Below are 13,154 nucleotides of genomic sequence, written 5' to 3'. Positions count from 1 at the left end.
TGGGTGACGACAAACCCGCGCGAACGCCGTTTCGCTTGTCGAAACATGGGTAATGAGTCGTGTAAGCCATGGCTTACACGATGTCCCGATTATCGCCACTGTCGGCCGTTCGGGTACGAGCGTACTCTTTCTTCCATGGATTCAGCGCAGGAAGCGCATCGACGAACAGGGACACGCTGGACAGCCACCGGGATGGTGAGCAGATCAAGGATGTCAGGACAACAGTCTGCAGAACCCCGCAATCGCGGGGTTTTCTTTTTTGGGCGTTCGCCCGCTCATGCAGGGCGTGCCGCGCGCGCCGGTTCTTCTTCTTGCGGCGTTTCGTCTATCTCTCTCAAGCCGCCTGCTGTTCGACGCGCAATTGCTCGAACCAGTCCAGCGTCTCGTCCCACAGGCGCTGCGCCGCAGGGCGGAAATACCCCATATGACCAATATTGCCCAGGCCTTCAGCCTGCGAGTCGAGCGTGCGCGCCTGGTAGGGCGCGTTGACGTAGGCGGCCATGAAGGCATCGCGCGAGGCGGGCGGTGCCCACAGGTCATCCAGGGTGTTGAGCGCCACCATCGGGGTCTTCACCTTGGCGAAGCGTTCGGCCAGCCCCGCCATCTGCGGATCGTCGAAGAAGTAACGCGGAAAGCGGCACCAGCGCTTCCACTGTCGGTAGACACCCAGCGGCAGATCCTCGCCCATACCCAGTTTGCTCCAGGCCAGGTAGCCCTTGTAGCGGGTGATCAGCGGGCCGATCACCCGCCACATGGCCAGTACCCGCACCTGCTCGGCTTTGGGCATCCAGCCATGCCAACCAGCGCCAGTACCGAAGGTGTAGAAGCCGGACACCTCGGCATGGTTGGGCAGCAGGCCGAAGGCATGGCCGCCGAACGAATGGCCGATCATGAACAGCGGGCGCTCGGCATGCCGATGTTGATCGACCGCGGCCGCCAGATCGAGGTGTGCCCAGTCCAGATAGTCCATGTCGAAGCCGCGCAGACTGGCCGGTTTGGATTGGCCAACGCCTCGATAGTCCAGGGTCATGGTGTCGAAACCACGAGCAGCGGCATGTTCGGCGAAACGTCGGTAGAAGCCCTGAGGTACGCCGGTGGCACCAGCGATCAGCAGCTGCGCGTTTGGCCGCTCGGCGTGATAGCGCGTGGCGGTGAGTTGGTAGTCGTCGAGGGCGAGTAGAGGCTGGGTTTCGCTGCGAATCGGCGCGTTCATGCTGGCTTGGACTCCGTACGGTGCTGGCGGGTTAGAAGGAGGAGGGTATCGACGGCCTGCTTCAATGGCTCGCTACTGCCGGCGACACGGGCTTGCAGCAAGCCGCCTTCATAGAGGGCGACGAACAGTGCGGCCAGGCCTTCTGGCTGCGGATAGCCGTGGCGTTGCAACTGCTGCTGCAATGCCCGGCGGATATCGGCGAAAGCGTTGGCCAGTGCTGCGCGGATTTCGCCGTCTTCGGGGCCACTTTCCAGAGCGATGGCGGCCAGAGGGCAACCGCGTTCGAAGGCACTGCCTTGCAACTGGCCTAGAGCGGTCTGCAACCAGGTACTGAGTGCATCGAGCGGATCGGGCTGACGCTCGAAGAGCGTGGCGAAAGCCTGCTCGGCACGTGAGCCGACACGTTCGATGGCGGCTACCGCCAACTCGGTCTTGCCGCCCGGGAAGTGGTGATAAAGGCTGCCTTTGGGTGCACCGGCATTGGCCAGCAGTTCGCTCAGGCCGACACCGTGCAGGCCTTTGCGCTGCAGGGCATCGATCATGGTGTCGATCAGGTTGTCGCGAGTGCTCTTGGTCATGGCCCGGATTATGTAGACCGATCGGTCTAGTGGCGAGTGCCATTCAGGCCGTGGATCGCGGCATATCGGCAATCGAGGCTTAGGAATGTCTCATTCCTCGAATGGCTTTTCTCGCGCAGCAGGTGATTACCTAGGGCGTTTCCCAGGCGCCATCGAGCGCCGTACGCAGCAAGTCGATCATCGCCTGCTGGCGCTGTGCGTCGCGGTAGACCAGGCCGATATGCAGCGGGATACGTGGCTCGCTCAACGGCTTCCAGAGCAGGCCGCGATGAGCGTGCATCTGCCGCGCGCGACCGGGCAACACGCTGGCCAGGGTGGTGTGTGGCAGGCTGTCGAGAATGCCGTTCATATGGTTCAGTTCGGCCTGCGCCTGTGGTCTGCGCCCAAGCAGGGCGAGTTGTTCCTGCCAGATCTGGCGAATGCGGAACTCTTCGCCGAGCAGCAGCATCGGCAGCTCTGCGGCCTGGCTCAGCGATACCTTGCGAAATTCGCGTAACGGATGGTTCTCCGGTATCACCAGTTGCAGCTCGTCCTCATACAGCGCCAGGCTGTGCAGGCCCGGTTGACGCGGCGGCAGAAAGCCGATGCCGATGTCCAGACCGCCGCTGAGCAGGCGTCGCTCGATATCCACCCCGGACAGTTCGTAGAGCTTGACCACCAGTTGTGGCTGCGCCTGCTGAAGGCGTTCCAGCAGCAGCGGCACCAGGCTGGCATTGACCGTCTGCAACACGCCAATGGACAGGCTGCGCGGCCCCGGGCCACGGAAGCTGCGCAGTGCTTCGCGCGCCCGTTCCATACCGTCGAGCAGGGGCAGCGCATGGTTGTACAACGTATGCGCGGCCAGCGTTGGGAGCAGGCGCCGGCCACTGCGCTGGAACAGGCCGACATCCAGATCGCTTTCCAGTTGGCGGATCTGCTGCGACAGCGCCGGCTGGGAGATGCTCAGGCGCTCGGCGGCGCGGCCGACATGACCTTCTTCGTAGAGTGCGACGAAGTAGCGGAGCTGACGAAAGTCCATAAGTTCAGGTTATGAATCAAGCAGGGAAATCGAAATGTCAAAATAACCCGAAGCTCCCTAGTCTAGCCACATGATCAACAGCCGATAAGGCCGGAGCGGTCGGTGAGTCAGGTCGAGATTCAGGGCGTTTTCATAGGTAAAGCCGAAGATATAGGTGGCGGCCTCAGTTGTGCGCGACGCAAGCAACGGGTCGACCACCGTTTGTGGTTATGGCCGCAAGGGTTGGGACAGGACGAACAGGGCGACGCGCGTTTCCATGGCGGTCCCGAGCGGGCATTGCATCATTACCCGGCCGAGCATTACGCCTATTGGCAGGCGCTGTATCCGGCGTTGTCCTGGCCGCTGGCGAGCTTCGCTGAGAACCTCTCCAGCCGCGGTCTGACCGAGGAGCAGGTGTGCATCGGCGATATCTTCCGGTGGGGCGATGTGCTGCTGCAGGTCAGCCAGCCGCGCTCGCCCTGCTATCGCCTGAATCGGCTGGGCGCTCACCCTGAGTTAGCCCAAGTGGTGCAGGACAGTGGCCGCTGTGGCTGGTTCTATCGGGTGCTCAAGCCCGGTTTCGTCAGCGCCGAGAATTCTTTCGAGCTGGTACAGCGCAGTTATCCGAGCCTCAGCGTGGCGCAGGCGCTGCATCATTTCTATCACTTCCCCATGGAGCGGGCGGGCCTGCAGCAGTTGCAGTTGTGTCCGGCACTCTCGGCTCGTTGGCGTGAGGCTGCGGCGCAGCGCTTGAGAACGGGCCGTCTGGAAGATTGGTCGGCCCGTCTGCAGGGCTTGCCGCTGGAAGGGGCGTTGGCCAGGGAGGGGCTTCGTTATGCGTGATGCCATGGCACGTCTGCACCTGATGGGCGAGCGCTCGGGGCCGTTGTGCGTGCGCGGCCAGGGCTCCTGGCTGTGGGATGCCGAGGGGCGCGCCTATCTCGACTTCGACCAGAACCTGGGAGCCAACAGCCTTGGCCATAGCCCGACCCTGTTGCTGGATACCCTGCGTCGGCAAGCGGAGTTGCTGATCAGCCCCGGGCTTGAGCAATGCAGTCGTGGTCAGCTGAAGCTGGCTGCGCAGTTGTGTCAGGCCGCTGGCAGTGAGCGTACGGCCTTCAGCAGCGATAGTGTGCGGGCCAATGCACTGGCGGTGCGTCTGGCCCTGCAATGGGCCGGCGCACAGAATCCAGCCGCCGAGCGCCTGGTTCTGCTCGAAGGCAGCCATCTTGACCCCGCCGTATTCGGTGCGGCGAGCCAGGTGCTGCGGGTGCCCTTCAATGACCTCGAGGCGCTTGCTGCAGCCATCGACTCGCGTTGCGCTGCAGTGCTGATCGAACCCTTACAACAGTCCGCCGGTGTGGTGCCGGCGACACTGGAATACCTGCAAGGCGCGCAGCGGCTATGCCGTGAGCAGGGCGCCGTACTGATCCTCGATGAAACCAGCAGCGGCATGGGACGTTGTGGGACGCTGCTGGTCGAGGAGCTGTACGGCGTGCGCGCCGACCTATTGACCCTGGGCGGTGCACTGGCGGGCGGCTTGCCGCTGGCTGCCGTACTGGCCCGAGGGAGCATCGCCGCGCAGGCGGATGCCGAGTTGCCGGCGAGTTTCCCTGGCGAGGCGCTGCTGACCTGCGCCGGTGTCGCGGTGCTGGCGACGGTGCTCGAAAGCAGTTTTCTCGGCCAGGTGCGCGAGGTGGCCGAACACCTGCGCGAAGGCCTGGCGCAACTGGCGCGGCGCCATGGGCACGGCCCCTTGCGGGGCCACGGTCTGTTGATGGGGTTGCCGCTGATCGGGCAGGCGGCCAGTGCGGTGCAGCGTGCGGCGCGTGAGCAGGGGCTGCTGGTCGGTGTGGCCCGTGGTGATTGTCTGCGCTTGAGCCCGGCACTGACGGTCAGCCATGGCAACGTCGAGGAAATGCTACGGCGCTTGGGGCGAGCGCTGCAGCGTGTCGAGCAACCGCGCGTGGAGGTGGCTTGATGCGTATCGCAGTGATTCAACACAGCGCGGCCACCGGATCGGCGGCGCTCGAACGCTGGCTTGGCGAACATCAGGTGAGCGTGTACCAGCCTTATGCTGGCGCGGCTCTGCCAACGTTGGAGGAATTCGAGTTGCTGGTGCTGCTCGGCGGCTCGTTGAGCGTTCACGATGAGCGCAGCCATGCCTGGCTGGCCGAAGAGAAACGCCTGATCCATCGGGCGCTGTTGGCTCGCAAGCGGGTCTTCGGTACGGAATTCGGGGCTCAGCTACTGGCCGAGGCGCTGGGCGCGCGCGTCAGCTCGTGTGCGGATGGTGTGCGCATCGGTTGGTGGCAGTTGGAGAAAGACCCGCAATCGCGCTTGTCTCCGCTTGGCCGCATGTTGCCGCAGCGTCTGCTGGCGCTGCACTGGCAGCGAGAGACTTGCAACCTGCCGCACGGTGCTATCGCCTTGTACGGATCAGCCGCGGGCGAGTTGCAGGGTTTCGTCTGGCAGGAACGTGCCATCGGTTTGCTCTGCCCGTTGGAGTGCGATGCGCAGAGCCTGGACGAGCGCCTGCAGCATGATGCTGCCGATTTGCGCTTGCCTGGCCGGGTTCAGGATGCAGCCAGCATTCGTGATGCCGCACCCCATTCGGCATCGGCCAACGCGACGCTGCTGCGCATGCTCGATTACCTCTCGGATGCCCACGCCCACATGACCTGAACACCCTTTGGCGAGCCTTTCGCAGTGCCCCGTTCACCGGGGCGTTTTTTATGGCCTGCCATCCCTGGCGGCCACTGCGTGACGTCGGAAATCAGCCGGCGTGCTTGGTCACCCACGCCGCGTAGGCGTCGATGAATTTCTGCAGGAACGGTTTGATGCTGTCGCTGAGCACGCCGTTCTCGTCGAAAAAGTTACCGGCGCCGCCGAGGTAAGCCTCCGGCTGCTGCAGCACGTAAACGTCGAGGAATACCAGGCACTGGCGCAGGTGGTGGTTGGCGCCGAAGCCGCCAATGGCGCCTGGCGAGGCGCTCAGTACGGCGCCGGGTTTGCCGCTGAAGCCGCTCTTGCCATAAGGGCGCGAGCCGACGTCGATGGCGTTCTTCATCGCGCCGGGGATCGAGCGGTTGTACTCGGGGGTGATGAACAGCACTGCGTCGGCGGCGTTGAGTTTGCTGCGGAAGGGCGCATAGGCGGCCGGTGCGTTCTCGCCATCGGCGTCTTCGTTGTACAGCGGCAGGTCGCCGATCTCGACGATTTCCAGGTTCAGCGAGGCGGGTGCCAGATCGGCCAGCGCCAGGGCCAGCTTGCGGTTGATGGAGGCCTTGCGCAGGCTGCCGACCAGCACGGCGACATTGTAGGTCTTGCTCATGTGTACTCCCGAAGGTGTGGTGAGGAAGGAATCACCACTATAGACCCCGGATGTTTCCACGGGTGCTCTGCTTCGGCGTTCTTATCCCGTATTCGTGTTGCCGAAGCCGCTCAGCAGATCTTCGGTGAAGGCTTTCTGCGCTTCGCTGGCGGGATGGCCGCGATGGCTGGCCAGGCGAAACTGCACGGTGAAATCCCACTCGCCGGGCAGGGCGTGCAGGCTGCCACGGGCGACCCAAGGTTCAGCGACATGCTCGGGCAGGTAACCCAGGTGTGCACCGGAGAGGATGAACGCCAGGCTGCCCTCGACCTGCTCGCAACGCGCGCTGCTGATGCCGCCCTGCCAGGGTTCGTCGGCAGAGATGAAACGGTAGGGATGCACGACCCGGTCGCAGTCCTGCAGATCCTCGACGGTCAGTGCTTTGCGCCCGAACAGCGGATGCTGGCGGCTGCAGTACAGGCGCTGGCGCTCATCGAACAACGGCTGATAATCCAGCGCCGTCTGGTTGCCGGAAAAATAACCGATGGCGAGCTGCAATTGATCCTGCAGCAGGCGCCGCTCCAGCTCGGCGGGCATGGCGCTGAGCAGTTCGATCTGCACCGCCTGGTTGCGCTGACGAAAACGTCCGATGGCCTCGCCGATACGTTCCAGCACCTCATCCGACAGCGCTTCGGAAATACCGATGCGCAGCTCGCCGAGCAGCTTGTCGGCCATGCCCTGGGCTTCGTCCTTGAAGGTCTCGATGGCAGCGAACAGCTTGCGCGTGGCACTCAGCACCTGCTCGCCTTTGGGCGTCAGACGAAAGCCGGCCTTGCCACGCTCGCACAGGCGAAAGCCCAGGCGCGTCTCCAGCTTGGCCATCTGCGTACTGATGGTCGACTGGCCGATGCCTAATTCGCCCTGCGCGGCACTGAAGCCGCCGCTCTCCACTACGGTGACGAACAGCCGCAGCAGTTGCAGGTCGAGGTCGCGTAGTTGGCTGAGCATGGTGGCTCCATACATTGATGAGCGTCGATGTTGGAGTAGAACACTTCGTATTTATCCGAAGCAACGGCGGGCGCAGGATGCAGATATCCCAGCCTCCATAAGAGAGGCACGGTCAACCGAATCTGCCAGAGGATCGAACCATGCGTCTTGCTGCAAGCCTGCTGCTTCTGGTCATCGCCACGCCTCTGGTGGCGGATACCAAGCAGCTCAATCTGTACAACTGGGCCGACTACGTGGCGCCGCAGGCGCTCAAGCGTTTTCAGGACGAAAGCGGAATCCGCGTCAAATACGACACCTTCGACAGCACCGACGTGCTGGAGAGCAAGTTGATGACCGGTGGCAGCGGCTACGACGTCGTCTTCCCGGCTTCCAGCGGCCTGTCGCGTGCCATCCAGGCCAAGGCGCTGCAGCCGGTCGGCGCGTTGCAAAATGCCGGCAACCTCGACCCGGAACTGCTGGCCAAGCTGGCCAGCGTCGACCCCGGCAATCGCTACGGCGTGCCCTATACCTGGGGCACGGTGGGCCTTGCCATCAACAAGCAGGCCGTCGAACAGCGCCTGCCCGGCGTGGCGTTGAACAGCCTCGACCTGCTGTTCAAGCCTGAATACGCCAGCCAATTGAAGGACTGCGGCATCTCCGTGCTCGACTCGCCGCAGGAGGTGATCGCCATCGCTCTCAACTACCTGGGCAAGCCGCCATACAGCGCGGATGCCGCTGATCTGCAAGCGGCCAGCGCGCTGCTCGCAGCGTTGCAACCGAGCCTGCGCTATATCGGCAATGCCCGGCAGATCGATGATCTGGCCAAGGGCGAAACCTGCCTGGCGCTGACCTATACCGGCGACGCCGGCATGGCCGCCGCTCGCGCCGCCGAGGCAGAGCAGCCGTTCGAGGTGCTCTATCGCATTCCGCGTGAAGGCACGCTGATCTGGTTCGACACCATGGCCATTCCGGCCGATGCGCCACATCCGCAGGCGGCGCGTGCCTTCATCGATTTCATGCTGCAGCCCGAGGCCATCGCCGAGCTGACCAACGAGCTGTTCTTCGCCAACGCCAACCGCGCGGCCACGCCGCTGCTGGACGAGGCGGTGAGCAGCGACCCGGATATCTACCCGCCCGACGCGGTACGCGAGCGCCTGTTCGCCGAACAAGTGTTGAGCTTGCGTGAGCAGCGCCAGCGCACCCGTCTGTGGACGGCCTTCCGCAGCCAGTACTGACCGACTTTCCTGAGAGATCGAGAACCGCCATGGATCAAGCCTTCGACAACGACCAGGCCATCACCCGCGACAGCCTCTACGGCACCGCCGCCGAGCCGACCTACGCCGGCATCACCAGCTTCATGCGCCGGCGCTATAGCCGCGACCTCAGCGGGGTGGATCTGGCCATCAGTGGCGTGCCGTTCGACACCGCTACCACTAACCGCCCCGGCAGCCGTTTTGGTCCGCGGGCGATCCGCGCAGCTTCGATCCAGTCAGCTTGGGCGCGACATTTCCCCTGGGAGTTCGACCCCTTCGATGTGCTCGCCTGCGTCGACTATGGCGACTGCCATTTCGACCACGGCACGCCGCAGGACACCCCGGCGGTGATCGAGGCGCACGCCACGCGCATTCTCGATGCCGGCAGCGCGTTGCTGACTCTCGGCGGCGATCACTTCATCAGCTATCCGCTGCTCAAGGCCCATGCGAAGAAGCACGGCACGTTGGCGCTGATCCACTTCGACGCGCACAGCGATACCTGGCCGGACGAAGAGGTCAAACGCATCGACCACGGCACCATGTTCTATCACGCCGCGCGCGAAGGCCTGGTCGACCCGGCGCGCTCGGTGCAGGTCGGCCTGCGCACCACCAATGATGATGTGATGGGGTTTCAGGTACTCGATGCGCGTGAGGTGCATCGCAGTACGCCAGAGCAGATCGCCGAGCGTATTCGCGCGCGTGTCGGTGACCATCCGGTGTACCTGACCTTCGATATCGATTGTCTCGACCCGGCTTTCGCGCCCGGTACCGGTACGCCTGTCTGTGGCGGGCTATCCAGCCACCAGGCGCTGGAAATCCTGCGTGGCCTGCGCGGCATCAACCTGGTTGGCATGGACGTGGTGGAAGTGGCGCCGCCCTACGACCACGCCGAGGTCACCGCGCTGGCTGGCGCCACCCTGGCGATGGAGATGATCTGCCTGTATGCCGCCAGGCATAAGATCGACGCTGCGCAGTGATCCAGAGCTTCAGGCGGTCGCGATCACCCGGCGCAGGGTGATCGGGATCGACTTGGCCGCGGGCACCTTGGCCTTCTTCTCATGGTGCCAGAGCGGCACCAGTGGGTTGCACTCGGGGTAGTAGGCAGCGCAACAGCCTTCGGGGATGTCATGTGGGGTGACACGCAGTGGCCCGACCGAGCGTTGTACGCCGTCGTCCACCGCAGTGCTCACCTGCACCTGATCACCTTCTTTCAGGCCCAGCCGTGCCATGTCGTTGCAGTGCATGAAAATCACCGAGCGGGTGCCGTACACGCCGCGAAAACGGTCGTCGTAACCGTACACCGTGGTGTTGAACTGATCGTTGCTGCGCACCGTCATCAGGTTCAGCACGTCACGGCGTTCCGTCGTCGGCTCGACATCATCATTGATCGCCAGCGTCTCCGGGCGGGTGAAATTGGCCTTGCCGCTGTCGGTGCTCCATTCACGCTTGGTGGCCGGCAATGGGCGGTGGAAGCCACCCGGTTCGAGCATGCGCGTGTTGAAGTCGTGAAAGGTTTCCGGGTAGGTGGTGGCGATGGCGTCGCGGATCAGCCCGTAGTCGGCTACCCAGGCGTCCCAGTCCATCAGCGGGCTGGCTGGTAGCGTGGCCTTGGCCAGGGCGGCGATGATCGCGGGCTCCGAGCGCAAGTGCGAACCAGCCGGTTTGACCACCCCCTGCCAGGCGCGGATGCATGCGGTGCTGTCCTCGGTGGTGTGGTATTGCAGGCCGCTGGCCTGAGTATCCATTTCGGTGCGGCCCAGGCAGGGCAGGATGTAGGCTTTTTCGCCGTGCACCAGTGCGCTGCGGTTGAGCTTGGTGGCGATCTGCACGGTCAGGCGCAACTCGCTCCAGGCCGGTTCCAGCCGATGTGAGTCAGGGGTGGCGCGGACGAAATTGCCGCCGAGGGCGAGGAACGCCTTGATCTTGCCGCTCAGCACGCCTTCGCAGGCATCTACCGTGGTCGTGCCGTCGTGCTCCGATACGGTGAAGTCGAACTGCTCGCGCAGGCGCTCGACCGGTACCTGCGTCACCTTCTCTGTGATGCCCACGGTGCGCTGGCCCTGCACGTTGGAGTGGCCGCGTACCGGGCAGATACCGGCGCCTTCCTTACCCAGATTGCCGCGCATCAGCAGCAGGTTGACCAGCATCTGGATGCTGGTCACGCCGTGGCGATGCTGAGTCAGCCCCATGCCATAGATGGCGATAACCCGTTGGCCGCTCGCGTAGATCCTGGCCGCGCCTTCCATGGCACTGCGGCTCAGGCCGCTGCGACGCTCCAGCATCGACCAGGCATAGCTGCGGATAACGTGTTCGAACGCTTCGAAGCCCTGGGTGTGCTGTTCGATGAAGGCAATGTCGAGTACGCGATCCTGACCGGCTTCGCGCGCCGCATCGTCCATCGTCAGCAACGCCTTGCAGATACCGGCAATGGCCGCTGCATCGCCGCCGATGGTGACTTGGTGATAGTGGGTGCTGACCACCTGTGATTCGCCCGTGAGCATCTGTTTGGGCGACTGCGGATTGGTGAAGCGCTCCAGGCCCCGTTCGCGCAGCGGATTGAAGGTGATGATCGGCGCGCCGCGCTGCCTGGCTGCCTCCAGGTCATGCAGCATGCGCGGGCTGTTGCTGCTGGTGTTGTGGCCGAAGATCAGCAGGCAGTCGGTCTTGGCAAAGTCGTTCAGCGTAACGGTGCCGACCGGTACGCCGATGCTCTCCGGCAATGCCACCGAAGTGGTTTCGTGGCACATGTTGGAGCTGTCGGGCAGGTTGTTGGTGCCGAAGCGGCGGGCCAGCAATTGCCACAGATACGAGGCTTCCAGCGAGGCGCGGCCGGAGGCGTAGAACACTGCCTGATCCGGAGCATCGAGGCGCTTCAGCTCGGCGCCGATCTCGGCGATGGCCTCTTCCCAGGTCACGGGCAGGTAGCGGTCGCTGGTCGCGTCCCAGCGCATAGGGTGAGTTAGCCGGCCCTGTTGCTCCAGCTGGTAGTCGCTCCAGTTGCGCAACTCGCTCAGGGCGTGAGCGGCAAAGAACTCGGGAGTGCAACGCAGGCTGGTGGTTTCCCAGGCCGTGGCCTTGGCGCCGTTCTCGCAAAAGGCCAGCGGTTTCGACGGATGCGGTTTGGCCCAGGCGCAACTGACGCAGGCGAAACCGTCGATGGGACGGTTCTGCTTGAGCAAGGTGACTGCGCCGGTCAGCGGTGCCCGCTCGCGCAGCAGGATGGTGCCCACGGCGTTGGCCGAACCCCAGCCACCGGAAGGGCCACGATAGGGTTTGAATCGGGGTTTCATGCTCCGCCTCCCTAAGTCGTCATCTTGCAGTTACGACGGAGGGGGCGGGCGGATGGTTCAGGTTGTTTGCCTGGCGCCAGTCGAAGTCGGCCTGGGGAGCCGCGCGATTGGTTTGGCAGGGTCAGCTCTTGATCAGCACGGCCAGCATGACAGCGGCGATGACCAGAGCCAGCAGCAGTGCGCCACGGCCACTCGAGGTGCCTCTGGACGAGACATCGCCATCGGATTCGCGTACCCACGGCTGCGCGGCAGCCGCATCGTTATCGGTACTTTCCGTGACGCGTGCCTGCGATGGCGTCGGCGAGGTGCCCTGTCCGAGCGCTGCCTTGCGTTCAACGGGCGCCTGGATGAACTCACTGTCGCGATAGCTTTCCAGCACCTGCGGTTGCTGGTCGGCTCCGATGGCGAGCACCTCCAGTTTGCAGGTCACTTCGAGGTTGATCATCAACGAGCGGTCGGCTGCATCATCGCTTGCCTGCACCCGCTGCCATTCCTCACGCATTTCCTCGTGTGCCAGGGCTTCCCACAGCTGTTCCAGCGCAGGCAGATCGAGGTGCTCTGGCAGCAGGATGCTTTGTTGGCCAACGAGCTTCACACCGCGTACCGCCTTGCCGAAGGCCGGCAGATAGGTCTCTGGGTTGAGCATGTATTGCGCGCTGTAGTGCACCTCGCTGCCGACCATCAGGCGTACGCGCTGCCATTCCTGCTGGCGGGCGGACAGATCGGCTTGACCGCTTTCGAGAGCACGTTGGCGCAGCGCACGCAGCATGACCGAGAGGATGTCGTAGGCGACGCTGTAGGCCGGCTGGCTTTCGTCCAGTGGCTGACCAGCGAGGACGATTTCACAACGCTGCTGTGGCAGGCCGGCCAGTTCTTCCAGTTTGAGTTGCTCCTGATAGGTATCCAGGCGGCTCGGGTAAACCAGGGTTTGGCTATCGGCAAACGCCGGGGTCAGGGTGATGGTCATGCCTGGCAACAGCGCGCAGGTATGTCTCACGGGCTGCGAGATATCGGACTCCTGCAGTTGCTTCAGCGCCTTGGCCATGGCATCGACCGGCTTCAGTCGCGCGTGCAGTGCTTCGACTCCGGCGCTGGCAGGCCCGTCGGCCAGCAACAGCAGATTGCCGATGTAAATGCCGGGGATTATCTGGTGCTCATGCAACGGCTGATCCGGCTCAGGATGCTCTTCACCGAAGCTCAAGCAGCCACCCGAGTGCAACTGGACATGGGCTCTGAGCCCATAGAGCAGCGGCTCGACATCCGCGGCTTGCCTAACGCGCTCCGGATGCTGGTCGGCCAATGCCTGGCGCACCAGGAAACCTGCCAGGTTCAGCAGATTTTCGCTGTGCTCGGGTTGGCCATCGATTTCCAGGGAAAGATCTGGCCATGCCTGGAAGGGCATGTCTCCTTCGATGGGGTTGGTGCAGAAAACGAACGGAGTGGGGGCGGGCATGCTCATCGGTAACGATCCTTGTTCATGAGAGAGGCGCACCATGCCAGCCCCCAACCGGACGCGCAACCAT

12 protein-coding genes are annotated in these 13,154 nt (G+C 63.8%); 5 read left to right on the top strand and 7 right to left on the bottom strand.

The window, feature by feature from the left end:
* Nucleotides 1-334: 334 nt before the first annotated feature.
* The 3 genes from HS968_RS22945 to HS968_RS22935 all read right to left on the bottom strand — a co-directional run bounded on the left by HS968_RS22945 (nucleotide 335) and on the right by HS968_RS22935 (nucleotide 2,809).
* On the bottom strand, nucleotides 335-1,213 hold the full coding sequence (locus HS968_RS22945) for an alpha/beta hydrolase family protein (protein ID WP_182368817.1): 879 nt from the start codon (nucleotides 1,211-1,213) through the stop codon (nucleotides 335-337).
* Nucleotides 1,210-1,791, bottom strand: a complete 582-nt coding sequence (locus tag HS968_RS22940) for a TetR/AcrR family transcriptional regulator (protein WP_182368815.1) — start codon at nucleotides 1,789-1,791, stop codon at nucleotides 1,210-1,212. Before HS968_RS22940 ends, HS968_RS22945 begins: the two co-directional genes overlap by 4 nt.
* A 130-nt stretch (nucleotides 1,792-1,921) precedes the next feature.
* The gene (locus HS968_RS22935; protein WP_182368814.1) at nucleotides 1,922-2,809 is read right to left on the bottom strand and encodes a LysR family transcriptional regulator; all 888 of its coding nucleotides are present in this window, start codon (nucleotides 2,807-2,809) and stop codon (nucleotides 1,922-1,924) included.
* Between the two features lie 102 nt (nucleotides 2,810-2,911).
* On the opposite strand from HS968_RS22935, the gene HS968_RS22930 reads away from it, so the two are divergent.
* From HS968_RS22930 to HS968_RS22920, 3 genes are read left to right on the top strand one after another with little or no spacing between them, the layout of a single operon-like run.
* Nucleotides 2,912-3,631: an MOSC domain-containing protein gene (locus HS968_RS22930; protein WP_182368813.1), complete on the top strand. Its 720-nt coding sequence runs from the start codon at nucleotides 2,912-2,914 to the stop codon at nucleotides 3,629-3,631.
* On the top strand, nucleotides 3,624-4,769 hold the full coding sequence (locus HS968_RS22925; RefSeq protein ID WP_182368812.1) for an aspartate aminotransferase family protein: 1,146 nt from the start codon (nucleotides 3,624-3,626) through the stop codon (nucleotides 4,767-4,769). The genes HS968_RS22930 and HS968_RS22925 overlap by 8 nt, the downstream gene beginning before the upstream one ends.
* Nucleotides 4,769-5,473: a type 1 glutamine amidotransferase family protein gene (locus tag HS968_RS22920; RefSeq protein WP_182368810.1), complete on the top strand. Its 705-nt coding sequence runs from the start codon at nucleotides 4,769-4,771 to the stop codon at nucleotides 5,471-5,473. Before HS968_RS22925 ends, HS968_RS22920 begins: the two co-directional genes overlap by 1 nt.
* 91 nt (nucleotides 5,474-5,564) lie before the next feature.
* Here HS968_RS22920 and HS968_RS22915 read toward each other — a convergent pair whose 3' ends face one another.
* Together HS968_RS22915 and HS968_RS22910 are read right to left on the bottom strand one after the other, a co-directional pair.
* Complete coding sequence (locus HS968_RS22915; protein ID WP_182368809.1) at nucleotides 5,565-6,122, bottom strand: NADPH-dependent FMN reductase; 558 nt, start codon at nucleotides 6,120-6,122, stop codon at nucleotides 5,565-5,567.
* 81 nt (nucleotides 6,123-6,203) lie between these two features.
* Nucleotides 6,204-7,109, bottom strand: a complete 906-nt coding sequence (locus HS968_RS22910) for a LysR family transcriptional regulator (protein ID WP_182368808.1) — start codon at nucleotides 7,107-7,109, stop codon at nucleotides 6,204-6,206.
* 140 nt (nucleotides 7,110-7,249) lie between these two features.
* Here HS968_RS22910 and HS968_RS22905 point away from each other — a divergent pair, with 140 nt between their 5' ends.
* Entirely contained in the window at nucleotides 7,250-8,323 is a 1,074-nt protein-coding gene (locus HS968_RS22905) for an extracellular solute-binding protein (RefSeq protein WP_182368807.1), read from the top strand.
* Between the two features lie 29 nt (nucleotides 8,324-8,352).
* Nucleotides 8,353-9,318 carry an agmatinase gene (gene speB, locus HS968_RS22900; RefSeq protein WP_182368805.1) on the top strand — a complete coding sequence of 322 codons (966 nt, stop codon included), beginning with the start codon at nucleotides 8,353-8,355 and terminating at the stop codon, nucleotides 9,316-9,318.
* 9 nt (nucleotides 9,319-9,327) lie between these two features.
* Here the strand turns inward: speB and HS968_RS22895 are convergent, their stop codons facing one another.
* Together HS968_RS22895 and HS968_RS22890 are read right to left on the bottom strand one after the other, a co-directional pair.
* Nucleotides 9,328-11,631: an FdhF/YdeP family oxidoreductase gene (locus tag HS968_RS22895; protein WP_182368804.1), complete on the bottom strand. Its 2,304-nt coding sequence runs from the start codon at nucleotides 11,629-11,631 to the stop codon at nucleotides 9,328-9,330.
* A gap of 121 nt (nucleotides 11,632-11,752) precedes the next feature.
* Complete coding sequence (locus HS968_RS22890) at nucleotides 11,753-13,090, bottom strand: hypothetical protein (RefSeq protein ID WP_182368803.1); 1,338 nt, start codon at nucleotides 13,088-13,090, stop codon at nucleotides 11,753-11,755.
* Nucleotides 13,091-13,154: the final 64 nt, after the last annotated feature.

The organism is Pseudomonas berkeleyensis, assembly GCF_014109765.1.
Classification (GTDB): domain Bacteria; phylum Pseudomonadota; class Gammaproteobacteria; order Pseudomonadales; family Pseudomonadaceae; genus Aquipseudomonas; species Aquipseudomonas berkeleyensis.
Note: the sequence above shows the minus strand (reverse complement) of the source record. Positions and strands in the feature narration are given on the sequence as shown.

What these genes read in the sequence shown, in the direction of transcription:
- HS968_RS22905 (WP_182368807.1), top strand. Translation starts at nt 7,250, where the DNA reads ATGCGTCTTGCTGCAAGCCTGCTGCTTCTGGTCATCGCCACGCCTCTG.
- HS968_RS22915 (WP_182368809.1), bottom strand. Translation starts at nt 6,122, where the DNA reads ATGAGCAAGACCTACAATGTCGCCGTGCTGGTCGGCAGCCTGCGCAAG.
- HS968_RS22940 (WP_182368815.1), bottom strand. Translation starts at nt 1,791, where the DNA reads ATGACCAAGAGCACTCGCGACAACCTGATCGACACCATGATCGATGCC.
- HS968_RS22910 (WP_182368808.1), bottom strand. Translation starts at nt 7,109, where the DNA reads ATGCTCAGCCAACTACGCGACCTCGACCTGCAACTGCTGCGGCTGTTC.
- HS968_RS22890 (WP_182368803.1), bottom strand. Translation starts at nt 13,090, where the DNA reads ATGAGCATGCCCGCCCCCACTCCGTTCGTTTTCTGCACCAACCCCATC.
- HS968_RS22945 (WP_182368817.1), bottom strand. Translation starts at nt 1,213, where the DNA reads ATGAACGCGCCGATTCGCAGCGAAACCCAGCCTCTACTCGCCCTCGAC.
- HS968_RS22925 (WP_182368812.1), top strand. Translation starts at nt 3,624, where the DNA reads ATGCGTGATGCCATGGCACGTCTGCACCTGATGGGCGAGCGCTCGGGG.
- HS968_RS22920 (WP_182368810.1), top strand. Translation starts at nt 4,769, where the DNA reads ATGCGTATCGCAGTGATTCAACACAGCGCGGCCACCGGATCGGCGGCG.
- speB (WP_182368805.1), top strand. Translation starts at nt 8,353, where the DNA reads ATGGATCAAGCCTTCGACAACGACCAGGCCATCACCCGCGACAGCCTC.
- HS968_RS22895 (WP_182368804.1), bottom strand. Translation starts at nt 11,631, where the DNA reads ATGAAACCCCGATTCAAACCCTATCGTGGCCCTTCCGGTGGCTGGGGT.
- HS968_RS22935 (WP_182368814.1), bottom strand. Translation starts at nt 2,809, where the DNA reads ATGGACTTTCGTCAGCTCCGCTACTTCGTCGCACTCTACGAAGAAGGT.